At 59.1% G+C, this 21,888-nt stretch carries 19 protein-coding genes; 7 read left to right on the top strand and 12 right to left on the bottom strand.

Going from position 1 to position 21,888, the window contains the following annotated elements:
- Positions 1 to 69: 69 nt before the first annotated feature.
- A complete protein-coding gene (crp, locus tag HP15_RS16395; protein WP_007153756.1) occupies positions 70 to 711 on the bottom strand; it encodes a cAMP-activated global transcriptional regulator CRP in 642 nt (213 codons plus the stop codon).
- A 265-nt stretch (positions 712 to 976) separates the two neighbouring features.
- Here crp and HP15_RS16400 point away from each other — a divergent pair, with 265 nt between their 5' ends.
- The 3 genes from HP15_RS16400 (at position 977) to HP15_RS16410 (ending at position 3,425) form a co-directional block, all read left to right on the top strand.
- Complete coding sequence (locus HP15_RS16400; protein WP_014578500.1) at positions 977 to 1,399, top strand: OsmC family protein; 423 nt, start codon at positions 977 to 979, stop codon at positions 1,397 to 1,399.
- 247 nt (positions 1,400 to 1,646) lie between these two features.
- Positions 1,647 to 2,441: an adenosylmethionine decarboxylase gene (gene speD / locus HP15_RS16405; RefSeq protein WP_008173437.1), complete on the top strand. Its 795-nt coding sequence runs from the start codon at positions 1,647 to 1,649 to the stop codon at positions 2,439 to 2,441.
- A gap of 135 nt (positions 2,442 to 2,576) precedes the next feature.
- The gene (locus HP15_RS16410; RefSeq protein ID WP_014578501.1) at positions 2,577 to 3,425 is read left to right on the top strand and encodes a pirin family protein; all 849 of its coding nucleotides are present in this window, start codon (positions 2,577 to 2,579) and stop codon (positions 3,423 to 3,425) included.
- Positions 3,426 to 3,430: 5 nt separating this feature from the next.
- Here HP15_RS16410 and HP15_RS16415 read toward each other — a convergent pair whose 3' ends face one another.
- Both HP15_RS16415 and HP15_RS16420 read right to left on the bottom strand, forming a co-directional pair.
- Positions 3,431 to 4,297, bottom strand: coding sequence for a phosphoribulokinase (locus HP15_RS16415; RefSeq protein WP_008173441.1), 867 nt, complete (start codon positions 4,295 to 4,297; stop codon positions 3,431 to 3,433).
- 18 nt (positions 4,298 to 4,315) lie between these two features.
- A complete protein-coding gene (locus HP15_RS16420) occupies positions 4,316 to 8,077 on the bottom strand; it encodes a DUF1631 family protein (protein ID WP_014578502.1) in 3,762 nt (1,253 codons plus the stop codon).
- Positions 8,078 to 8,248: 171 nt separating this feature from the next.
- Between HP15_RS16420 and HP15_RS16425 the strand changes: the two genes are divergently transcribed.
- Complete coding sequence (locus HP15_RS16425; RefSeq protein WP_014578503.1) at positions 8,249 to 9,319, top strand: aminopeptidase; 1,071 nt, start codon at positions 8,249 to 8,251, stop codon at positions 9,317 to 9,319.
- Here HP15_RS16425 and argA read toward each other — a convergent pair.
- The 7 genes from argA to coaBC form a co-directional block, all read right to left on the bottom strand.
- Positions 9,293 to 10,600: an amino-acid N-acetyltransferase gene (argA, locus tag HP15_RS16430; protein ID WP_014578504.1), complete on the bottom strand. Its 1,308-nt coding sequence runs from the start codon at positions 10,598 to 10,600 to the stop codon at positions 9,293 to 9,295. The two genes, HP15_RS16425 and argA, sit on opposite strands and share 27 nt — an antisense overlap.
- Positions 10,601 to 10,805: 205 nt before the next feature.
- Positions 10,806 to 11,975 (bottom strand): acetylornithine deacetylase, encoded by a 1,170-nt coding sequence (gene argE / locus HP15_RS16435; RefSeq protein WP_014578505.1) that lies wholly within the window; start codon positions 11,973 to 11,975, stop codon positions 10,806 to 10,808.
- 26 nt (positions 11,976 to 12,001) lie between these two features.
- Positions 12,002 to 13,252: a hypothetical protein gene (locus tag HP15_RS16440; protein ID WP_014578506.1), complete on the bottom strand. Its 1,251-nt coding sequence runs from the start codon at positions 13,250 to 13,252 to the stop codon at positions 12,002 to 12,004.
- Positions 13,253 to 13,276: 24 nt separating this feature from the next.
- Positions 13,277 to 14,173 carry an acetylglutamate kinase gene (gene argB / locus HP15_RS16445; RefSeq protein WP_008173452.1) on the bottom strand — a complete coding sequence of 299 codons (897 nt, stop codon included), beginning with the start codon at positions 14,171 to 14,173 and terminating at the stop codon, positions 13,277 to 13,279.
- A 57-nt stretch (positions 14,174 to 14,230) separates the two neighbouring features.
- Positions 14,231 to 16,873, bottom strand: coding sequence for a phosphomannomutase/phosphoglucomutase (locus tag HP15_RS23020; RefSeq protein ID WP_014578507.1), 2,643 nt, complete (start codon positions 16,871 to 16,873; stop codon positions 14,231 to 14,233).
- Between the two features lie 95 nt (positions 16,874 to 16,968).
- Entirely contained in the window at positions 16,969 to 17,430 is a 462-nt protein-coding gene (gene dut / locus HP15_RS16455) for a dUTP diphosphatase (protein WP_014578508.1), read from the bottom strand.
- A gap of 41 nt (positions 17,431 to 17,471) precedes the next feature.
- A complete protein-coding gene (gene coaBC / locus HP15_RS16460) occupies positions 17,472 to 18,671 on the bottom strand; it encodes a bifunctional phosphopantothenoylcysteine decarboxylase/phosphopantothenate--cysteine ligase CoaBC (RefSeq protein ID WP_014578509.1) in 1,200 nt (399 codons plus the stop codon).
- Positions 18,672 to 18,857: 186 nt separating this feature from the next.
- On the opposite strand from coaBC, the gene radC reads away from it, so the two are divergent.
- The 3 genes from radC (at position 18,858) to rpmG (ending at position 20,164) form a co-directional block, all read left to right on the top strand.
- Positions 18,858 to 19,532 (top strand): RadC family protein, encoded by a 675-nt coding sequence (radC, locus tag HP15_RS16465; protein WP_008173460.1) that lies wholly within the window; start codon positions 18,858 to 18,860, stop codon positions 19,530 to 19,532.
- Positions 19,533 to 19,760: 228 nt separating this feature from the next.
- Positions 19,761 to 19,997 carry a 50S ribosomal protein L28 gene (rpmB, locus tag HP15_RS16470; protein WP_008173462.1) on the top strand — a complete coding sequence of 79 codons (237 nt, stop codon included), beginning with the start codon at positions 19,761 to 19,763 and terminating at the stop codon, positions 19,995 to 19,997.
- 11 nt (positions 19,998 to 20,008) lie between these two features.
- Positions 20,009 to 20,164, top strand: a complete 156-nt coding sequence (rpmG, locus tag HP15_RS16475; protein WP_008173465.1) for a 50S ribosomal protein L33 — start codon at positions 20,009 to 20,011, stop codon at positions 20,162 to 20,164.
- Positions 20,165 to 20,228: 64 nt separating this feature from the next.
- Here the strand turns inward: rpmG and HP15_RS16480 are convergent, their stop codons facing one another.
- Positions 20,229 to 21,089, bottom strand: a complete 861-nt coding sequence (locus tag HP15_RS16480) for an endonuclease/exonuclease/phosphatase family protein (RefSeq protein ID WP_014578510.1) — start codon at positions 21,087 to 21,089, stop codon at positions 20,229 to 20,231.
- Between the two features lie 65 nt (positions 21,090 to 21,154).
- A complete protein-coding gene (locus HP15_RS16485; RefSeq protein ID WP_014578511.1) occupies positions 21,155 to 21,790 on the bottom strand; it encodes a thiol:disulfide interchange protein DsbA/DsbL in 636 nt (211 codons plus the stop codon).
- Positions 21,791 to 21,888 lie beyond the last annotated feature (98 nt).

Consider the following 21,888-nt stretch of genomic DNA (forward strand, 5'->3'; position numbering starts at 1 on the left):
GCCCCAACCAGAAAGGCCGCTGATATCAGCGGCCTTTCTGGTTACATCGATGCTCTGCTGTCCGGAGACTCAGCGGGTGCCGTACACCACCATCGTTTTGCCCTTGACCCGAACCAGGCCCTGATCTTCCAGGGTCTTCAGAACCCGTCCAACCATCTCCCGGGAACAACCCACGATACGGCCGATTTCCTGGCGGGTAATCTTGATCTGCATGCCGTCCGGGTGAGTCATGGCATCCGGCTCCTTGCAGAGATCCAGCAGGGTGCGGGCGACCCGGCCGGTCACATCCAGGAACGCGAGATCACCCACCTTGCGCGTGGTCTGGCGGAGGCGGGAAGCCATCTGCTCGCCAATGAAATACAGAACCCTGGGATCCTGCTGGGCAATCTCACGGAATTTGGTGTAGCTGATCTCCGCCACTTCGCACTCGGTCTTGGCCTTTACCCAGGCGCTGCGGGAATCCATGTTGTCGAACAGCCCCATTTCACCGAAAAAGTCACCGGCGTTCAGGTAGGCCATGATCATCTCGCGACCATCGTCGTCTTCAATGATAACCGTCACCGAGCCTTTGACGATGTAGAACAGGGAATCGCTCTTGTCCCCGGCATAGATAATCGTGCTCTTGGCTGGGTAACGGCGGCGATGGCACTGCGAAAGGAAATAGTCGAGATGCTTGGTTTTCTGCTCAACCGGCTTGACGATAGTGGCCATAATGCGAGTCGTGCCTCCTCAGATACTGGCGGGTCCCAATGTTTGTTATGCACCCGGCTTTCCTTGCGGGTTCGTTCTTTTTTACTGCAAAACTCCGCAACTTATAACAAGAAGGTCTGTTGCGGGCAACCGGAAAGAGTATACAACATGTATCCGAGATCGGCCTGCCTGGCGAAGCCGGTTGTGCTAGCATCCGGCCACAGGTCATCTTTATCGGGGCCAACACACCAGTTGGTCCCGCGTCATCACAACGGAGAGTCGTCCCATGAAAGCAACCGTAGACTGGACCGGCAACGCCAGTTTCAAAGCCACCAGCGGCAGTGGCCACAGCGTGCAGCTTGATGGCCCGCCAGACCACGGCGGTGAGAACCTGGGCCCGCGCCCCATGGAAATGCTGCTGATGGGGCTCGGAGGCTGTTCGGCGTTCGACGTCATGAGCATCCTGAAGAAAAGCCGCCAGGACGTGACCGCTTGCCACGCCGAGCTCGAAGCAGAGCGGGCCGACGCGGTTCCGGCGGTGTTTACACGCATTCACCTGCACTTCGTGGTAACCGGAAACAGCCTGAAAGACAATCTGGTCAAGCGGGCCGTGAGCCTGTCGGCAGAAAAGTACTGCTCCGCATCTATCATGCTTGAGAAGGCCGGCGTCGAGATCAGTCACAGCTACGAGGTTCACCAGGCGTCATAACCCGTGTGAGAAATCTCGCCAGGGCCGCTCATGGACCGATTCCCCGGGCCGGATGCAGGGGAAATCACGAATGCTAAAATGTCATTGCGAATACTATTCAACGTCACTTGCGGTGTGCATAATACGCACCCTCTCCGCCGGTCTGCGCAAAAGGTGAACAACCCGGTCAGTAGTCGGTGGCGGCCTCGGCAGAGCTCAGCAATGCAGCTCTGCAGTCATTCATCTCCACGATCCGGAGGGGCTGAGCATGGAATCAAAACTCCAGCTGCATGGTTTCAACAACCTGACCAAATCCCTGAGCTTTAACATCTACGACATCTGTTATGCGCAGACCGAAGAACAACGCAAGGCCTATATCGACTACATCGACGAGATGTACAACGCCGAGCGCCTGACCCAGATTCTGACCGACGTCGTCAAGATTATCGGCGCTAACGTTCTTAACATCGCGCGTCAGGACTACGAGCCCCATGGCGCATCTGTCACCATGCTGATCGCCGAGCACGAGCTCACCAATGGCGAAGAGCCCGACAACGAAGAGTCTCCCGGACCGCTGCCGGATACCATCGTGGCTCACCTGGACAAGAGTCACGTCACGGTGCACACCTACCCGGAAAGCCATCCCCACGATGGCGTGAGCACCTTCCGGGCTGACATCGACGTATCCACCTGTGGCCTGATCTCACCGCTGAAAGTGCTGAACTACCTGATCCACAGCTTTGATTCTGATGTCGTTACCGTGGACTACCGGGTTCGCGGCTTTACCCGTGATGTGGACGGCACCAAGCACTACATTGATCACGACATCAATTCGATCCAGAACTACCTGACTGAAGATACCCAGAACGCGTATCAGATGATCGATGTGAACGTGTACCAGGAGAACCTGTTCCACACCAAGATGATGCTGAAGAACTTCAACCTCGATAACTATGTGTTCGGGGTGAACGCCGGTGATCTTGATCCCGCCGAAGCGCAGTCTATCGAGGACCGTCTGCGTCGGGAAATGCTGGAAATCTTCTATTCCCGCAACGTCGAATGATCGCCTCCTGTGGCGCCCCGCCCGGGGCGTCACGGGTCCTTCAGTTTTTTTGATGTCACCCCCCAGATTTCTGCGTTTTATTCTCTCCTCCCATCCCGTTTAAATAGAGCCAAGAGCTAACGAGAGGAGGACAACATGACCCTGCGCTCCCTGAAACAGATCATACCCGCCCTGGAAACGTCCGACGGCGCCGGCGTGCGCATCAAGCGTTCCATTGGGCAGCAACAGAACATTCGCCTTGACCCGTTCCTGATGCTGGACGAGTTTGGTTCCGCCGAGGCCGCCGACTATATCGCAGGCTTCCCCTCGCACCCCCATCGGGGGTTCGAAACCGTGACCTATATGATCGAGGGGCACATGCTGCATGAAGATCATCTCGGAAACCGGGGCGACCTGCGCAACGGCGGTGTGCAATGGATGACCGCCGGTCGCGGCATCATCCATTCGGAGATGCCCCAGCAGGAAGAAGGCGTGATGCGCGGTTTTCAGCTCTGGCTGAACCTGCCAGCGGCGGAAAAAATGACGAAGGCCGGCTACCGGGACATCCAGCCGGAAGAGATTCCGGAGCTTGCCTTCGACGGTGGCAAGCTGAAGCTCATTGCCGGCACATTACAGATTGATGGCCAGGCCCATGCAGGGGCGATGCCCGATCGCACCACCCAGCCGATCTACGCTGATATTCACCTGGCATTCGATGGGAGTCTGAGACTGCCCCTTCCGGAAGGCCACAACGCCATGCTCTATCTTTACGAGGGTAGCGCGAGCCTGGGGGAAAGCTCGCTGCAGCGAAGCGCCGCTAACGTTCTTTCCGACGACGGCGACCAGATCGAACTCCATGCGGGGAAAGCCGGAGCGCGACTGCTGCTGATTGCCGGCAAACCGATTGGCGAGCCGGTGGTCCAGTACGGTCCTTTTGTGATGAATACCCGCGAGGAGATCGAGCAGACGCTCCGGGATTACCGGGATGGACGCCTGACGGCCTGAAGGCCTCAGGCAAATGGCTTTCTTGCCATCAGCCGCTGCACCATCGGCCTGACAATCAGGTCCATGGCCAGCGGCATTTTTGTGCCCGGAACCACCAGGGTGTCGTGTCGCGACAGGCTGCTGCCTGCAATCACCTGCAGCAGATACGGGAAGTCCACCTCTGACTGGTCCCGGAACCGGATCACCAGCATGCTTTCGTCCTCAGTGGGGACTTCCCGGACGACAAAGGGGTTGGAAGTATCGACCAGGGGAATGCGCTGGAAATTGATGTGGGTGTGGGAGAACTGGGGCACGATGTCGTGCACGTAGTCATCCATGCGGTTGATGATGGTTTCCACCACCGCCTCCTGGCTGTAGCCCCGCTTGTGCGTGTCCCGGTGGATCTTCTGGATCCATTCAAGATTCACAATCGGAACCACACCGATCAGCAGGTCGACATACTGGGCAATATTGCAGGTTTCGCTGACCACACCCCCATGAAGCCCCTCGTAAAACAGCAGATCGGTATCGGCGGGCAAAGGCCCCCAGGGCGTGAAGGTGCCGGGCTTGTGCCCGGCTTCAACCAGCCTGCGATCCTCATCGTGAACGTATTGACGATACCGACCGTTGCCGGTGTGGCCGTAGTCGTAGAACAGTGCTTCCAACTTGTCGATGTGATTGGCGGCCAGCGCAAAGTGGTTGCGCTCACCGAACTGGCCCTTGGCCGCAAGCCGGGCCATCTGTTCACGGTTGTAGCGATGGAAACTGTCACCGCTGACCATTGCGGCGTTCAGCCCCTCACTGGCAAACATCCGGCTGAAAATCTGGCCGGTGGTCGTGGTGCCCGCTCCGGACGAACCGGTAACCGCGATGATGGGATGACGTTTTGACATAGAGGCAGGTTGCCGGAATCAGGTTAGGCTGTCGAGCAGACGGGGTTTTTCAACCACGAAGCCCTGAGCGTAGTCCACACCCAGCTGTCGGAGCATGTCCAGAACGTCCCGGGATTCAACCTGGGAGGCAATCACTTCCCGGTTCATGTAGTGGGCCATATCCACCATTGAGCGCACCATTGCCCGGTCAGTCTCGCTGGTCGACAGCTGGCCGGTAAAGGCGCTGTCGATCTTGATCAGGTCTACCGGTAACGAACGCATGAACTCGAACGAACTGGGGCCACTGCCAAAGTTGCCGAGACAGAACCGGCAGCCAAGTTCTTTCATCTCAATGATGAAGTCTGCCACTGACTGGACGTCGTTGATCGCCGAGGCCTCGGTAATCTCGAACCACAGCCGCTCGATAGGCGCATCTTTTTCACTCAGCTTTTCGTAGATGAACTCCAGCAGCGACTGGTCGTTCATGGAATAGCCGGACAGGTTGATGCAGACGCCGCCGAAATGCCTCGGGTCCGGCGCCTGCTCCCTGAGCCAGTCCAACATGTGACCAACAACCCAGCGATCCACGGCCTGCATTCGGTCATAACGCTCGGCCATGCGCACGAAGTCCCGACCGGTAATGAGGTTGCCTTCGTCATCGTACATGCTGATCAGCACCTCATACTGCGCGGCCATGGAGGACTTGGCATGCAGAGGGATGATCTTCTGGCAACGCAGCAGCATGCGCTCCTCGTTCAGGTCGCTGAGGCTGGCGACCTTGGCGGCAATCTGCTCCTGACGGGCCTGATCATCGGCGTCCAGGGCATACTCCGAAACCTTGCCGTGGCCCTGCTGGCGGGACGCGGCAAGCGCCTGCTCCGACGCCCGTAACCAGCGTTCAGCACTGACCAGGGCCGGCAACGTGGGGACCACACCGGCGCTGGCAGAGAGCCGGTAGTCGCGACCACCAAAACTGAACTCGGCGGCCTCCACTGCCCGGATGAGATCTCTTGCTGCTTCGCTGGCACTCTCGGACGGCACCAGCATGGCAAACTCATTGCCCGCAAGTCTGGCCACGGGCATACCGTCACCGACGTGGCTGCGCAGGATATCGGCAACCCGTTTCAGGGTCTCATCACCGGCCTGGTAGCCGGCGGTGTCGTTCAGCAGGCGGAACCTGCGGAGATCCAGGCGCACCAGGGAGCGCTCGTCCTCCCGACGGGCCAACTGCTGATCGAGCATGCGTTCGAATTCGCGACGCCCGAGAAGGCCGGTCAATTCATCATGGGTGGAGGCCCAGGACAACTGGTCATAGACCTTGCGGACCATGCGATCGATACTCTCGTCCACCAGCGGCCGCTCATACTGGCTATCGGGCACGATGATGCCTTTTCGCATCTGCCGGGCCAGGGCCTCCAGCTCCAATTCCACCACTCGCATGCCCTGGTGATTCACAAAGACAAAGCGGCTGAAACCGCGGGCCACCCAGACCAGACGAATGTACTGGGGTTCGTCCGGTTTTTCCTGGTCGCGAAGCCAGTCGCCGGTTCTCAATTTCTGCGCCCGGTTTATCCAGCGCTGAAGACTTCGTTGCTCCCGGTCGGACAGTTTTCTGGCATCCGGTTGCTCCGGCTTTGCCACTGGCACTTCAACCAGTTCAGGGCTTTTTTGCGGACTGCGAACCAGGAACTGCTTGAGCTCGTCCCGGATTTGCGAAGAAGGCATGTGGTTGCTGGAAATAGAGGCAAGACCATCCTGGATTACCCGCAGCAGCTCGGGCAGATTAATCGAGCTGTTCGGATCATCAGCGAAGGATAGGAGCGAATCGATAACGGCCAGGTAATCATGCCACAGCTGGCTGTCAGGCCCCTGCCGGATCCAGGTCAGCGAAAGCAGATCCCGCCAGCCACCATCCAACAGGCTGATTACCGCCTTTGGTACCTTGCGCCCACCCAGTTTGTTGTCCAGCACATCGGCCACAGCCTTTTTTGACTCGGCTACCTTCTGGGCCCCCTCTGCGGCCGCTGTCACTCGCTCGACATTCCGGCGATAGACAAGATTCTGGCGATCAATCAGGGTGTCCAGTTCCTGGACCGTTTGCTCGAATACCCCGGTGTCCTGCTCGAAGTCCGTTGTAATGCGCTCTACCAGCTCATCCACGCGACGCTGAACCACCGGATTGATGCGCCCGCCCTTTACCCCTAGCTGGGCCAGACGGTTCATCACCCCGCGTACCGGGCTATCCTGATCGTCAAAGAACGCAGGGTCCCTCATGACAACTTTGAGAACGGGCACTTCCAGCTGCCGCATGCGCTGCTGGGCATACTCGCTGAGCTTCGGGCTTTCCACCACCGATTTGAAAAACCGGTCGACCACATCGACCGTTTCCTGCTGTTCTTCATCCAGCCGGTTATCACCGCTTGCCTTTACTTTCTCTACCACCCGCTCCTTCAGGGGAGCCAGCTCCTCGCCAGTATCCACGGGCTGAGATTGCAGCTGCTGGAGTTCTCGCTGGAATTCTCCGGACGACAAAGGCCTGGCGTTGGGCTGGAACGGCAAAGGCTCCGGATCGCCCCGGGCCACACGGCTCGCGCTCAGGGTATTCAGCAGGTTACGCACCGTGGCGAACGCAGTCTGGGCCGCCTGGGCATAACCCCGAAACTCGCCCCCCAGCATGCCAGCTCTGCGACGAGACTGGGGCTGTCCGGCGTCTTCGGCACCCGCCTTCGGCTTTGACTCTGCAGCAGCACTCTCCGCGGCAACCGGCTCGGGCTCCGCGGGCTGTTGTTGAGTCTCCGGCTTTGCCCCGGCCTGCTCGCTCAGATACTTGCTGAGATCCAGGTCCGGCAGAACACCGTGACGAATCAGAATATCGTTGAGTTCTTTGTACAGAGGTCCCAGCTGCTGCAACACGGTCTGCTCAAAGACCCGCAGACAGACTTTCTCCACCTCCCGGGTCGCCTTGAGCTGGCTGAGGCCATTATGGAAGGCTTCGCAGACCAGGGAGGGCCCGAGGGGATTGTGGTGTCCCGTGGCGTTCGCGATGCCAAGTTTGTCCAGGCGAAGCTTGAGCTGCAGCAGATCGCCCCGATACTGGGTATCCGCCTTGGTTACCATCACCCGGATCGTCAACCAGTCCTCGAATTCGCCCTTGTCGACCACGGACAGCTCGGACCCCGGAAACCCCTTGGGGGCGGGCTTCAGTGGTGATTCCAGGCTGCGAGCCATCTGATGCCAGATGACCCGTTGCCGGGCCTGAATCTGGCCCGAAGCATCCATGTATTCATTGGCCTGCTGATCATTTACGGCTCTCTGGGCCGCCAGTTTGAGACCCTCCACCATTTGCACGAAACAGGCGTCCATCAACGGCTCGATAAACTGGGTCACCGCCTTGGCGGACTGGTGCAGGACAAACTGTACGCGATCACTGGGTGCGCGGAGCGAGGAGCGATCCTGACTTCGGGAGCCCCCGCATTGCTGCAGCATGGCATCCACGGCTACCGGGTTGGGCCTGCTGAAATTGACCCCCATGGCGCCATCGATGCGACGGACAATACTGACATGAAGCTCGTGGCGGCGCGCGCCATCCAGCCCCCGAAAACGTATCACCAGTTCTGGGGGTATGCCGGAAGCAAACGCCCGATCCAGCTTCTTCGAGGTTTCACCCGAATAGCGGACGAACAGACCCTCCGCACAGAAATCGGCGATCTGACACGGCCAGGCTTCACCGGTTCCCAGATCAATCTGGGCGGCAAGCTTGATTGGTTGGCGGGGGCTGCTACGACGTTCTCTCGGATCCATGAACTACCTGATATCTCGCAAAGCCGGAACGATCACCGAACACAGCGCCCGGTACCGGCTCACGTCCCTGAAACGATGGCGGATGCCACCGGCTGCTACTATAGAGACCATGATTGTACTATAGCGGCCTGGCCCCCACAGGCAAACCAATCCACTATAACATCCTGACCCATGAAACAGCTTAGTCAGATCTATCTACTTTTGCTACTGGTAACAATGCTTAACGGCTGTTCGACCATTGGCTACTATTCGCAGGCTGTCAGTGGCCATCTCTCCCTGATGATGTCGGCGGAACCGGTCGACGACATTCTCTCCGACACCTCAACGCCGGTGGACCTGCGGGGCAAACTCACGGTAGCGCAACAGGCCCGGGAATTCGCCGGTCAACGACTGGCCCTGCCGGTGGGAGAAGCCTTCAGCGACTACGTGGATCTCGACAGACCCTGGGTAGTGGTGAACCTGGTGGCTGTGCCGGAGTTCTCCCTGGAACCGCACCGCTGGTGCTATCCGGTGCTCGGCTGTCAGGCCTACCGGGGATACTACAGCCTGGCGGATGCGCGTGCCGAGGAGTCGCAGTTTCGCAACAAGGGCTTCGACACGTTTATTGGCGGCGTGACGGCCTATTCCACCCTCGGCTGGTTCGATGATCCCCTGCACACCGGCTTTACCCGACTGGCGGAGGATCGCATGGTCGCCCTGATGTTCCATGAGCTGGCACACCGGGTGGTCTACATCGCCGATGACACGGCATTTAACGAAAGCTTTGCCACCGCGGTGGAGCTGGAAGGGCTCAGGCTCTGGCTATCGGACCAGGGCAAACCCGGCCAGTTCGAGGAGGCACTGGACCGCCTGGCTCGCCGAAACCAGACGCTCTCCCTGGTCGAAGACTTCAGTGCCCGGCTGGACGTTCTTTATGCTCAGCAGGACGTCTTGCAAGACCAGCAACTGCGGAATCGCAAGGCGGCCATTTACCAAGAGCTGGCTCTTGCCTATCAGGAACTTTCCGCAGAGTGGTCCGAACCCGGCCCGTTCGGACCGGTACCAGTCAGCCTGAACAATGCCAACCTGGCGCTGTTTCGTCAGTACAACCAGCACGTACCGGCGTTCCGTCAGATGCTTCGGAATGCAGGCTACGACTTTGCGGACTTTTACAAGGCCGTCGAGACGCTGTCAGAGCAACCGGAACCCCAGAGGACTGAACATCTGGCCGCCCTGTCAGAGCGGTTTGAAGAACACCTTTGAGTTCCGCTGGGTGTTATAGGCAGCCAGCTTCGGCCCGGGCAGGGCCTGCACTGTCGAAGGCTGGAAGCCCCGCTCCCGGAACCAGTGCTCCGTCTGGGTGGTGAGCACGAACAGCTTCTGGATACCCTGCCCCCTGGCCAGCTTCTCCACCATTGCCAGAATCTCATCACCCCGTCCGGCCCGGCGATAGGTCGGGTCTACCGCGAAGCAGGACAACTCGCCGGCGCCTTCTTCAGGGTAGCTGTACAGAGCGGCACAGCCCACGATAGTGCCGTCGCGCTCCGCCACAACAAAGCGGTCAATCTCGGTTTCCAGCATCTCCCGGGAGCGGCGAACCAGAATGCCCTGCTCCTCCAGCGGCTGGATCAGCTCCAGAATCCCGCCGATGTCCTCGACCCGGGCCTGGCGGAACTGCTCGTAGTGATCACCACTGACCAACGTGCCGGCGCCATCCCGCGTGAAGAGCTCCTTCAGCAGGGCGCCGTCATCCACATAGCTGATGATGTGGGCGCGACGTACGCCCTTCACACAGGCATCACAGGCAGCTCGCAGCAAGTCGGCATCGTGACCGGTCACCGCACCGGCCGCCAGACGCTCGGACGCCTGGCGCGCCGACAGCTCCCGGATCAAAGTACCGTCCTCTTCCTGTAACCCGGGATCATCAATAAACACCATCAGCTTCTCGGCCTGCAGTGCCGCTGCCACCTGGCTGCCAACATCCTCGTAGGAGAGGTTGAAGGCATCCCCGGTGGGCGAATAGCCCATGGGCGGCAACAGGACAATGTGACCAAGCTCCAGCAGTTTCTCGATCCCGGCCACATCCACCCGGCGCACCTTGCCGGTATGGCCAAAATCAATACCGTCGAGCACACCCACGGGCTTGGCAGCCACATAATTGCCGCCACTCACCCGGATACGGGCATTGTGCATCGGCGAATTGACCAACCCCATGGACAGGTGGCTTTCCAGGTAGGCTCTCAGGCCACCGACAGCCTCCATCACCATACTGAGGTGCTCTTGCGGCGTAATCCGCAGACCTTTTGAAAACGACGATTCGATTCCTGCGGCATCCAGCCGCGTCTGGATTTGCGGGCGGGCACCAAAGGCAACGACCAGCCGCACACCAAGGCTGCTCAGCAGCGCGATGTCATGGATGATGTTGATGAAATTCCCGTGTTCAATCGCATCCCCCGGAATGGTCAATACCACCGTCCGCCCGCGATGGGCGTTGATGTAAGGGGATGAATGGCGGAATCCATGCAGCCAGTCGTTTGATTTCAAACCTTTCTCCTGGTCTCTCGTTATCTTCTAAAGGCAGGTACTTTATCTTGAGGAGTTTGCCGAGTCCTGTCGAGGAGGGTGTGCCAAAACACGCCCGTAAATACGTCCCTGTAGGGCTCGGTCGCGCCATCCCTGGCGCTCCACGGTTTTGGCACACCCTCCCCGCCAGGACTCTCCGCAGGCGTCGGAAGTGCCTGCGCCACACTCAGAGACAGAACTGTCGGATCAGCCCTCGCAGTACTTTAACGGTTGGATCAATCTGGGACAGCTCTATAAATTCATCGGGCTGGTGCGCCTGATCGATGGATCCGGGACCCATAACAAGAGTCTCCAGGCCAAGCTTCTGGAGCCAGGGCGCTTCCGTGGCGAAAGCAACCGCGTGGGCGGTATGGCCCGTCAGTTTCTCACAGGCTTTGACCAGAGCGGCATCGGCCGGAGTTTCGAACGGTGGCACGCCGTCAAAGAGCGGCTCGAATTCCAGGGACAGTTCCCGGCGGTCCGCGATCGGCTGAACCTTGCTCAGGATGGCCTGGCGCAGGGTTTCCATGTTCATGCCCGGCAACGGGCGCAGATCAAAGTGCAGCTCGCACTGGGCACAGATACGGTTTGGATTGTCACCACCGTGGATGCAGCCAAGGTTCAGGGTTGGAAACTGTACCTCGAAGTTCGGGTTCCGGTACTTTTCCTGCCAGCCTGACCGGAGTGCCAGCAACTCGGTAAGCGCTTCGTGCATTCCTTCCATGGCGTTGCGGCCGAGGGCAGGGTTGGAGGAATGACCTGACTGGCCCTCGAATTTCAGGCGCTCCATCATGATGCCCTTGTGCATGCGCACCGGTTTCAGGCTGGTCGGCTCGCCGATGACCGCGTAGCGGGCCTTGGGCTTGCCAGCTTCTGCCAGGGCCCGGGCGCCATCCATGGAGCTCTCTTCGTCGGCGGTGGCCAGTATGATCAGGGGCTGTTTGAGATCTTCGTCCACAAAGGCCCTGGCTGCTTCAATGGCCAGCGGGAAAAAGCCTTTCATGTCGCAGGTACCCAGCCCGTACCAGCGATTGTCCCGCTCGGTCAGGGTAAAGGGGTCGCTCTGCCAGCGTTTGTCATCAAAGGGCACCGTATCGGTATGGCCGGACAACACAAGACCGCCCGGGCCGCTGCCAAGGGTTCCGATCAGGTTGAATTTTCCGGGCATGCCTGGCACTTCCAGGATTTCCACGGAAAACCCGAGGGCTTCGAGCCATTCTGCCAGGGTTCGCACCACGGGCTCGTTACTATGATCCCATTTTGCCGACGCGCTGCTGATTGAGGGCAGAGATATCAGGCGGGCAAGCATGTCACGAATGCCCGGCACCACTGCGGATTTGCTATCGGACTGCGACATAGTTTCCTCTCAGATTCCCATTGGAATCATTGTGCACGGCCACGCCGCCAGACTTCAAAGTTGGTAATCGCCCGGATCAACATCGGGTAGGCGACTTCACCGCCAGCGATAACCCGGGCCACTTCCAGCTCGCGTTCGCTGACGCTCACCAGACGCCCTTCCACCACGTTCTCGTTGGAAAGCGTTACCCGGACCTGCCGATCAACCCATTGTTCGGCGGTTTCAAGACTCGCCGGATACCAGGTTTCGGTCTCAGGATCCTCCCGTGGCACCACCGGCTCGACGGCCACCTCTGGTGTTTCCTGAACAACCGGCTCAGCCTCGGCCAGATAGACGTCCGGCACGCCTGCACCGTTGTAACGAACTGGCCAGCTCATGCCCGCACCCTCGTTTTCAGCCGTTCTTACAGGCACCCCGAGCAGAGGCTGGGCCGGCTGCACATCTACCGTGAGCTCACCGCCCTCCAGCAGCCACTGCCGGTACAACGCTTTCAGCTGGTCACTGGCGGCCAGGCCCCGGGCTTCAAGCCCGGCAGACAGCGCCTGCACTGCGCGCCCGGCCCATTCTCCGGTTTCGATACCGGCTTCGCGGGCGCAATAGGCGGCGATGCGACGCATCAGGCCACCATCACGCAAGGTCAGCGTCATCGGCTCGGCGCCACCGGAAACGGTCAGCTCGGCATCCTGGATTCGGATTCGAGCATCACGCCAATCCAGCTCCAGACTGCCAGTGCTGACGGTATTCAACTCAGCATGGAGATTGCCCGGAGTCTGTCGCACGAAGCCATCCCCGGCGAGTGCTGTGATGCCCATGCGGATCAGGTCACCGCTACCCAGCTGTTGGCGCGGATCTGGCGCGCAGGAAAGCGCAAACAAGGCCGGATCGCCCTCGCTGTTGGCGCCTTCTGCGGTGACCCAGTTACGAAGCATGGTCGGGTCGAGGGTCAGGCCAAGGCCGTCGAGTCGCAAGGTCCATTGTTCCGGCATGCCAGCCGGGTCGAACAGAACAGAGAGCAAGCTGACGGGGGAGCCGGTATCAAGCTCCACCCTCGCCATGTCCAGAGGCTGGGTGAGCTCGAAATCCTGCCAGCTGGCGTCGTTGAGAACCAACCGGCCCTCGACGCCGGAACTGATGCTGCCCCTGTGCAGAACACCGTGGGGCTCCAGCGCCTGTCTCACCTCGGCCATGCGCTGATCCGCCAGCCACCAGACCCCCGCCTTGAATGCGGCAAAGCCGACCAGAACCAGTATTACCAGCGTCGCAAGCAGGCGCTTCATCCGGAGACTCCTTGTCGGGTGCCGTCAGTTACGGGAAATCAGGGTGCCGACACCCTCATCAGTGAAGATCTCCAACAGACACGCATGAGCGACCCTGCCGTCGATAATATGGGACGTGCGCACGCCGTTTTCGACGGCACTCAGTGCACAACGGATCTTGGGGAGCATGCCACCATGAATGGTGCCGTCCTCGATGAGATCATTGACCTGCTTGGCCGTGAGCCCGGTAAGCACCTTGTCTTCCTTGCTCTTGAGGCCGGAGACGTTGGTCAGCAGCATCAGCTTCTCGGCCTTCATGGCCTCGGCCACCTTACCCGCCACCAGATCCGCATTGATGTTGTAGGAGGCGCCATCCGGTCCCACGCCAATCGGTGCAATTACGGGAATCAGGTTGCTGCGGGTAAGCATCTCAATCACATCCACGTTGACACTGGCGACCTCGCCCACATGGCCGATGTCGATAATCTCCGGGCGTTCCAGTTCGGGAGAGCGGTCGACCACCTCCAGCTTGCGGGCTCGTATCAGATTGGCGTCTTTGCCGGTGAGCCCCACCGCCATGCCGCCGTGAGAGTTGATCAGGGAGACAATTTCCTTGTTCACCTGGCCACCAAGCACCATCTCCACCACGTCCATGGTTTCGGAATCGGTTACCCGCATGCCGTTGACAAATCGGGACTGGATGTTCAAACGCTCCAGCAGCTCGCCGATCTGCGGGCCACCGCCATGGACAACGATCGGGTTGATGCCTACAAGTTTCATCAGCACCACATCGCGGGCAAAACTGCTCTTCAGGTCTTCGTTTTCCATGGCGTTACCGCCGTACTTGATGACCACGGTCTTGCCGGTAAATCTCTGAATATAAGGCAGGCCCCGGCTAAGTACCGAAGCCACCTGCATTGCTGTTTCACGATCCAGCGCCATGTTTTTGCCTTGTTGATCCTGTATTGAAACTTGCCTGTGAAACTCGGTGACTGCGAATCAGAAATCCGCCACCAGATCCGGCGCTGCCTTCTGCAGCTGGTCACGGAACACAGACTTGATACGCTCCAGTGCCTCGTCGGTCTCCGCTTCAAAGCGTAAGACCAGCACTGGTGTGGTGTTTGATGCCCGGCACAGCCCCCAGCCGTCGGCGTAGTCCACCCGGATGCCGTCGATGGTGCTGATATTGCCGTCACCGAAATCCCCGGACTCGCCGAGGCGTTTGATAATGTCGAACTTGGAACTTTCAGTCACTTGGACATTCAGCTCTGGCGTACTGATGTCATCCGGGAAATCCTCGAAAACTTCATCGCTGTGACGATCCTCAATGCCCAGAATTTCCAGCAGGCGGGCCGCAGAATACAGACCGTCATCAAACCCGTACCAGCGCTCGCCAAAGAAAATATGACCACTCATTTCCCCGGCCAGCAAGGCGCCAGTCTCTTTCATTTTTGCCTTCATCAGGGAATGACCGGTTTTCCACATGATCGGTCGGCCCCCGGCTTCTGAAATCACCCCGGCCAGCCTGCGGCTGCACTTCACATCGTAAAGGACATCGGCCCCCGGATTCCGTGAAACCACATCCCGGGCAAACAGCATCATCAGCCGGTCCGGCCAGATAATCTTGCCGGAATTGGTTACTACACCGAGACGGTCACCATCGCCGTCGAAGGCCAAACCGATGTCGGCCCCTTCCGATTCAACCCGGGCAATCAGATCCGCCAGATTCGCCGGCTTACCTGGGTCGGGATGGTGATTCGGGAAGTCACCGTCCACCTCGCAGTAGAGCGGAATGACTTCGCAACCCAGCTCTTCGATCAGCATGGGTGCCAGCTCACCGGCAATGCCATTGCCGGCGTCGACGACCACCTTGAGCGGTGCCGCTACCGCAATATCGCCAACAATCCGGTCCAGGTAAGCACGGCGCACATCCTCGGTGCTCTGGCTGCCCCGACCGCTGGCAAAATCTCCGGTCTGGATGCGCTGATACAGTTTCTGGATGGCCTCACCTGAAAGGGTTTCGCCACCCAACATGATTTTCAGGCCGTTATAGTTGGCCGGGTTGTGACTGCCGGTCACCATAACGCCAGAGCCAGTCTGGAGTTCGTGGGTGGCAAAATAGAGGACCGGTGTGGGCACGGCCCCCACGTGAATCACGTTGCACCCGGCTGCCATGACACCGCGTGCCAGGGCATCTGCCAGATCCGGGCTGGAATGGCGGCCGTCATAACCAATGCAAAGGCTGTCGACACCGCGCTCCCGGGCCTCCGAACCGATGGCCCGACCGATGACTTCAACGCCCTCAGCGGTCAGGGTTTCGCCGACAATACCCCGAATGTCATAGGCCCGGAAAATATCCTGGGGAAGCTCCACCTGAGGCAGGGTCACCTCTTCCACGTCCGGAGTGTCGCCGGAACCAAAGACGGTATCATCGCCGCTGCCGAAGCCCAGAACGTCCTCATCGCCATCAAGCATGTCGATATCGGGCATGTCCTTGTCCTGGAACAAAGGCTCATCGCCGCCCTTGGCGGCACCACCGCCAGCCTTTCCGGAACCGGCGGGCCTGGGTTTGGCGGTTTCTCCAGCCTTGGCGACCCGTTTATCAACCACCTGGGACAAACGGTAGAGCACCTCACCGGTTGAGGCCACCATGTCCCAACGGAAGGTCGGCAGCTTTACCCGCTCTCCGCCGAACACCTTGTGCGCCCACTGGATCAGGGCCGTCACATCCTGACGTAAGCCCTTCTGGGCCCCGCCCAACAGTACCCAGACGATGATGGCAGCGATCAACGCGGGCACGCCGACCAGAAGCGCGATCATTACCGTATCAACCGGCGCTGCGGACGATTTTGCAGGGGTATAGGCTACGGTCCAGTCCGGATTGGAAAGCCGGCGGGATTCCGCGTTTCCGGAGCCGCTGCCGTTACTGACCACGGTGCGGGGTGAACCGGACACGGTCTGCACCAGCGCGAGCTGACCACCGAGGCTGGAGTTGACCACTTGCAGCAACGGCTGGATCTGGCCGGAGTCGAAGATAATCAGCAGGCTGCCGATGACCGCATTGCTGGTCGGATTGCGAACCGGGGTTGCCATCTGGACAAACCACCGGTTATCCCGTGGAAACGCGTCGGGAAACAGTCGCTGGCCGGTTTCAGCGCGCCGGGCCAGCTCAAGCCCGGAGAAGCCTAGCAGGCCCTCACTGCTGGAGGTGCGTGGAATGTCACGGTAGGGAAACAGATGAACCGCCTCGATGCCGGGCAGTGAATCCGCCAGCTGCACCTCGGTCGTCGGAATCTCGTTCCGGCTGTTCAGCGCCTGAACGACATGGGGCTGGGTAGCCAGACCATTGACGCTTTTCTGGACCTGGTCAAAATACTGGTTCAGTCGAAGGGCGGCGGCATCCGCTTCCAGAACTTTCAATGACTCGAAGCGTTCCTTTGCCGACGGCTGAACCACCAGAAAATGAAGCAAGGCAACGGCAATCACCCCCGCAAGGACCACGACCAGCGACTGGTTCACCGCCACGGAATTGAGTCTCTTCAGTTTGGGTCCCGAAGAACTGGTTTTTTCCTTCTTCACCGCCTTCTTCGCCGGCTTTTCATCAACGGACGCGTCGGCATCTTTCTTTTTACCCAGCTTCATAGTCCATCCTGCAGTTGTAATTTTATCGTCCTGGACAAGCAGTTATCCGCAAAGTATAGACGCCGGCACAATGTTCTGCGTGGCCGGCTTCCCGGTCACCTTGTGCCGGTGGAGCCAAAGCCGCCGTCACCGCGGGCGCTGGCGTCGAATTCCGAAACCACCTCAAAATCAGCTTGCACAACGGGTACCAGCACCAACTGTGCCAGACGCTCCCCCACATCCACGGTAAAGCTGGTGCGCCCCCGGTTCCAGCAGGACACCATTAACTCGCCCTGGTAATCCGAATCAATCAAGCCCACCAGGTTGCCAAGCACAATACCGTGCTTGTGGCCGAGCCCGCTTCGGGGCAGGATCATGGCCGCCAGCGATGGATCGGCAATGTGGATCGACAACCCTGTCCTGATCAGTTGGGTATCGCCCGGCTCGAGGGTCAGCGGCTCGTCCAGACAGGCCCGAAGATCAAGGCCTGCGGAGCCTTCGGTGGCATACTCGGGAAAGGGAATCTGGCTGCCAATGCGATCATCCAGAATACGTACCTGAAGATTTTTCCTGCTCATGAGGGGTCCTGTCGATTGTAGTGCAGGTGCGCTTCGCTGAGTCAGCGGGCGGCCTGACCAAGATGTTCACCTATCATCGCCACAAGCTGTCGGGCAATGTTCGTTTTGCTGTCGGGACCGATCGACGTCTGGCCACCCGGCCAGAATACGGTCACCGCATTGTTGTCGCTGTTAAAGCCCAGCCCGGGCGCAGACACATCGTTGGCCACGATCATGTTCAGTTTCTTGCGTTGCATTTTGTCGGTGGCGTAGCTCGCCACATCGGTGGTTTCGGCCGCGAAACCTACGCTAAAAGGCGCATCGTCGCGGCCGGCTATGGTAGCCAGGGTGTCGGGATTGCGCACCAGCGAGAGCGCCATGGCGTCACTGGACTTCTTGATCTTGTCTCCGGCACAGGTTTCCGGACGGTAATCGGCGACCGCAGCTGTCGCAATAAACAGGTCACAGCCCTCATCCACTGCGCTTGAGGCTTCCTGCAACATGTCCTCGGCCGTTAACACCGGACGAACCTCGACACCGATAGGCGCAGAAAGTGCTACTGGACCACTGACCAGAATCACCCGGGCACCTGCCTTCTGCGCCTCGCTGGCCAGGGCATAACCCATTTTCCCGGAGCTGTGATTGCTTATATAGCGCACCGGGTCGATAGGCTCTCGGGTCGGGCCTGCAGTAATCACGACCGTCTTGCCAGCGAGCACGCCTGTGCGACCGTGATCGACAAGCGCAACAATGTCCTCCGGCTCCAACATTCTCCCTGGCCCGGTATCACCACAGGCCTGCGCTCCCTGAGCCGGCCCCCATAATTCGATCTGGGGATCCTCTTCAAGCAGCCGGATATTTCTCTGGGTACGGCCATTGCTCCACATTGCCTGATTCATCGCAGGCACCACGGCAATGGGCGCCTCGGTTGCACAACAAACGGTGGTTAACAGATCGTCGGCCATCCCCTGGGCAAGGCGGGCGATAAAATCGGCCGACGCCGGCGCAACGACCAACTGATCAGCCCACTTGGCCAGTTCAATATGCCCCATACCAGCTTCCGCCTCAGGGTCCAGCAAGGACGTCCTCACGGGCTCGCCACTGAGGGCCTGAAAGGTCAGTGGTGCCACGAACGCTTCCGCCCCGCGGGTCATAACAACCCTCACCTCATGGCCCGCTTTCTTTAACTGGCGAACCAGCTCGGCACTTTTATAGGCAGCGATACCACCGGTTACTCCCAGGAGGATTCGTCTGGCGGCCATAGGGGCTCCGTTTCCGCATAAAATGAAAGGCTTATAAGATAGCATGCTCAGGCCGCAGCGACAGCCCGCCAGACCCGGCATACGTTTACCGATTGTTAGTTTTTAAAGTAACCTTTGTAACCCTGAGATGCCCGTCGCGGTGCAGGAAGCACCAGGGCAGGAGACAACCAATGCAAGGAAGCCACGATGTCAGACCCCGCCTGGCCCACGGACGAACGTCCACGGGAACGCCTGCTCGCCCACGGACCGCAAACCCTCTCCGACGCCGAACTGCTCGCCCTGTTTTTACGCACCGGCACCACCGGCATGCCGGTCATGGCATTGGCTCGCCACCTGATTGAGGAGTTTTCCGGGCTTCGGGGGTTGCTGACGGCTTCCCGTCGCCAGTTCTGCGATGTCAAAGGTCTGGGAACCGCCAAATACGCCCAGGTTCAGGCGGCCATGGAAATGGCGCGCCGGGTCATGGATGAACCATTGCGCCAGGGTGATCCCCTGCGCTCTCCCGAAGATACCCGCCGCTTTCTTACCAGTCGGCTCGGCACCTACCCGCACGAGGTTTTCGCAGGCCTGTTTCTGGACAATCGCCATCGCGTCATCCAATACCGTGAGTTGTTCCGGGGCACCATCGATGGCGCGGCCGTCTATCCGCGGGAAGTGGTGCGACAGGCTCTGGAGGATAATGCAGCTGCGGTGATTTTCGCTCACAACCACCCCTCCGGCGTCGCCGAACCGAGCCAGGCCGACATTTCCCTGACCCGCCGCTTGAAAGAGGCCCTCGGACTGGTGGATATCAGGGTTCTTGACCATATGGTTGTTGGCCATGGTGAGGTAGTATCTCTTGCTGAACGGGGTCTGCTGTAAAGCCCGATGGTTAACCGTGCACGTCAATGCCGGAAAACTGGCCAAATTCCCAACAATTTTTTGCGTTGGGGGGTGAGTTCTGGTATAAAAGCGTCCCTTTCTGGCGGCGTCTGGCGAGCAGCGTTCAGTTTAGAGGCGCGAATGGGGGCGTAATAGCTCCTTAGCAACCAGAGACGCATTAAAAACGAATTCGTATTATTGAGACCATTGCTCAGGTCGGAGGCAAGTATGTCCAGAGTTTGTCAGGTTACCGGTAAGCGTCCGGTATCCGGTAACAACGTTTCCCACGCGATGAACCACACTCGTCGTCGTTTTCTGCCGAATCTGCAGAACCATCGTTTCTGGGTTGAGTCCGAGAAGCGTTTCGTAAAGCTGCGCGTATCCACCAAGGGCATGCGCATCATCGACAAAAAAGGCATTGACGCTGTGCTGGCCGATCTTCGTGCCCGCGGCGAGAAATTTTAAGGAGCCGCATCATGCGCGAGAAAATCAAGCTGGTTTCATCAGCAGGTACTGGTCACTTCTACACGACCAAGAAGAACAAGCGTAACACTCCGGAAAAAATCGAGATCAAAAAGTACGATCCGGTTGTCCGCAAGCACGTTGCGTACAAGGAAGCCAAGATCAAGTAATTCCTGATCCGGCATCCAAAAAAGCCCGGCCAATGCGCCGGGCTTTTTTTTGACTTGATGCTATTCAGAACTTCTCCAGGTAGCCCTCCGGCAACGCCACATCCATGGCGATGGGCAGGTGATCCGACATCGGATAACTCACCACCTCGGACCGGCGGATCTCGAGTGAAGGACTTACCAGGATATGATCCAAAGCTTTCTCCGGCCGCCAGCTGGGGAAGCTATGGGCGGTATCCGGTAGCGGTACCAGATCGGTTTCCCTGAGGGGCGTCTGAGTCAGTAGCTGTTCGGCATGGGCGTTCATATCTCCCATCAGAACCACATGCCGGTAGTCGGCAATCAGCTCCCGGATGTAACCCAGCTGGCGTTGCTGAGCCGTCTTGCTGAGGGAAAGGTGCATCAGCACCAGCACCAGTGGATCATGCTCGGTTCCGTATCGGGCGATGATGGCGCCCCGGCCCGGAATCAGGCCCGGCAACTTGTGTTCGGTAACGTCCAGGGGACGGTACCGGCTCAGCAGGCCATTGCTGTGCTGGGCGATCTGACCGAGATTCCGGTTCAATTGCTGGTACCAGTAGGGAATGCCGGCCGCTTCGGCCAGATATTGCACCTGATTGATATAGCCGCTGCGCAGACTGCCCCCATCGCACTCCTGCAAAGCCACCACGTCGTACCCGCGCAGCAGGGAGGCAATCCGATCCAGATTTTCGATACGGTTACGGTGAGGCAGTATGTGCTGCCAGCTTCGTGTGAGGTAATGACGGTAGGACGAGGTGTTGATTCCCACCTGAATATTGAAGGTGAGCAGGCGAATATGTCGTTGCGGCTCGAACTCGGGCACATGCTCGGTCCCGGAGCAGGCACCCCTTGGCCCGCCGACCGGCTTCAGGATGCCATTCAACTGTTTTCGGATATGCTTGTACATAATGGGCGGTCTCGACCCGGCCGGCGGCTTGTCTTACTCGGCTCTTGCGTCCCTGGCCGGGCTCCTTACTCCACGTCGCCCCGCTCTTTGGCAACCAGGTAGTCCACCACGTCAAGAACGGCCTCATGACTGCCGGCCATAGATGCACTAACGGTGTACTTGCCATTAACCAGCATAGTCGGAGTTCCGGTAATCCGCGCACCGCGGATTTTCGACTGGGCTTTTTGCATGCGGGCGTTCACACCAAAGCTTTTATAGGTGCTCACAAACTCATCCGGATCAACCCCATACTCCGCGACGAAATCCGCAAGGGCTTCCGGTGTATTCAACGGACGACGCTCGCCGGCAAGCGCATCAAACAGGGCATCGTGCACCTTGTCCAGCTCCCCCATCGCTTCAAGCGCATAGAAGGCGTAAGCATGGGGTTCCCAGTTTCTCCCCAGGGCAGCGGGAATCTTCACGTAATTGACGTAGTCAGGCGCGTTGGCCGCCCATTCTTCAACCAGAGGCTTGAACCGGTAGCAGTGGGGGCAGCCATACCAGAAGACTTCCGCTACCTCGACTCCGGAATCGCTGTCGGTACGTACCGGGTTGTCCAACCGGTTGTAATGAACCCCTTCTTTCCACTCTGCGGCGTTGGCCAGGCCGGTGACAGACAGCGCCAAAAGAAGCAGGAAGGCCGTTCTGAAGGATCGAAACATGAAAAATCTCCGGTTATCTCTATGTCGTTTTGGGAGGATTATGACCCAGCGTACCCGAAAAGTTCCACCGGTCGGCAGTTACAGAAACGAAAGGCAAC

Source organism: Marinobacter adhaerens HP15, assembly GCF_000166295.1.
GTDB lineage: Bacteria > Pseudomonadota > Gammaproteobacteria > Pseudomonadales > Oleiphilaceae > Marinobacter > Marinobacter adhaerens.

Excerpts from the sequence above, each read along its gene's own strand:
- HP15_RS16420 (WP_014578502.1), bottom strand. The coding sequence starts at position 8,077 with ATGGATCCGAGAGAACGTCGTAGCAGCCCCCGCCAACCAATCAAGCTT.
- argE (WP_014578505.1), bottom strand. The coding sequence starts at position 11,975 with ATGTCGCAGTCCGATAGCAAATCCGCAGTGGTGCCGGGCATTCGTGAC.
- HP15_RS16400 (WP_014578500.1), top strand. The coding sequence starts at position 977 with ATGAAAGCAACCGTAGACTGGACCGGCAACGCCAGTTTCAAAGCCACC.
- HP15_RS16425 (WP_014578503.1), top strand. The coding sequence starts at position 8,249 with ATGAAACAGCTTAGTCAGATCTATCTACTTTTGCTACTGGTAACAATG.
- HP15_RS16410 (WP_014578501.1), top strand. The coding sequence starts at position 2,577 with ATGACCCTGCGCTCCCTGAAACAGATCATACCCGCCCTGGAAACGTCC.
- rpmG (WP_008173465.1), top strand. The coding sequence starts at position 20,009 with ATGCGCGAGAAAATCAAGCTGGTTTCATCAGCAGGTACTGGTCACTTC.
- crp (WP_007153756.1), bottom strand. The coding sequence starts at position 711 with ATGGCCACTATCGTCAAGCCGGTTGAGCAGAAAACCAAGCATCTCGAC.
- radC (WP_008173460.1), top strand. The coding sequence starts at position 18,858 with ATGTCAGACCCCGCCTGGCCCACGGACGAACGTCCACGGGAACGCCTG.
- HP15_RS16485 (WP_014578511.1), bottom strand. The coding sequence starts at position 21,790 with ATGTTTCGATCCTTCAGAACGGCCTTCCTGCTTCTTTTGGCGCTGTCT.
- coaBC (WP_014578509.1), bottom strand. The coding sequence starts at position 18,671 with ATGGCCGCCAGACGAATCCTCCTGGGAGTAACCGGTGGTATCGCTGCC.
- speD (WP_008173437.1), top strand. The coding sequence starts at position 1,647 with ATGGAATCAAAACTCCAGCTGCATGGTTTCAACAACCTGACCAAATCC.
- HP15_RS23020 (WP_014578507.1), bottom strand. The coding sequence starts at position 16,873 with ATGAAGCTGGGTAAAAAGAAAGATGCCGACGCGTCCGTTGATGAAAAG.
- dut (WP_014578508.1), bottom strand. The coding sequence starts at position 17,430 with ATGAGCAGGAAAAATCTTCAGGTACGTATTCTGGATGATCGCATTGGC.
- HP15_RS16440 (WP_014578506.1), bottom strand. The coding sequence starts at position 13,252 with ATGAAGCGCCTGCTTGCGACGCTGGTAATACTGGTTCTGGTCGGCTTT.
- rpmB (WP_008173462.1), top strand. The coding sequence starts at position 19,761 with ATGTCCAGAGTTTGTCAGGTTACCGGTAAGCGTCCGGTATCCGGTAAC.
- argB (WP_008173452.1), bottom strand. The coding sequence starts at position 14,173 with ATGGCGCTGGATCGTGAAACAGCAATGCAGGTGGCTTCGGTACTTAGC.
- HP15_RS16415 (WP_008173441.1), bottom strand. The coding sequence starts at position 4,297 with ATGTCAAAACGTCATCCCATCATCGCGGTTACCGGTTCGTCCGGAGCG.
- HP15_RS16480 (WP_014578510.1), bottom strand. The coding sequence starts at position 21,089 with ATGTACAAGCATATCCGAAAACAGTTGAATGGCATCCTGAAGCCGGTC.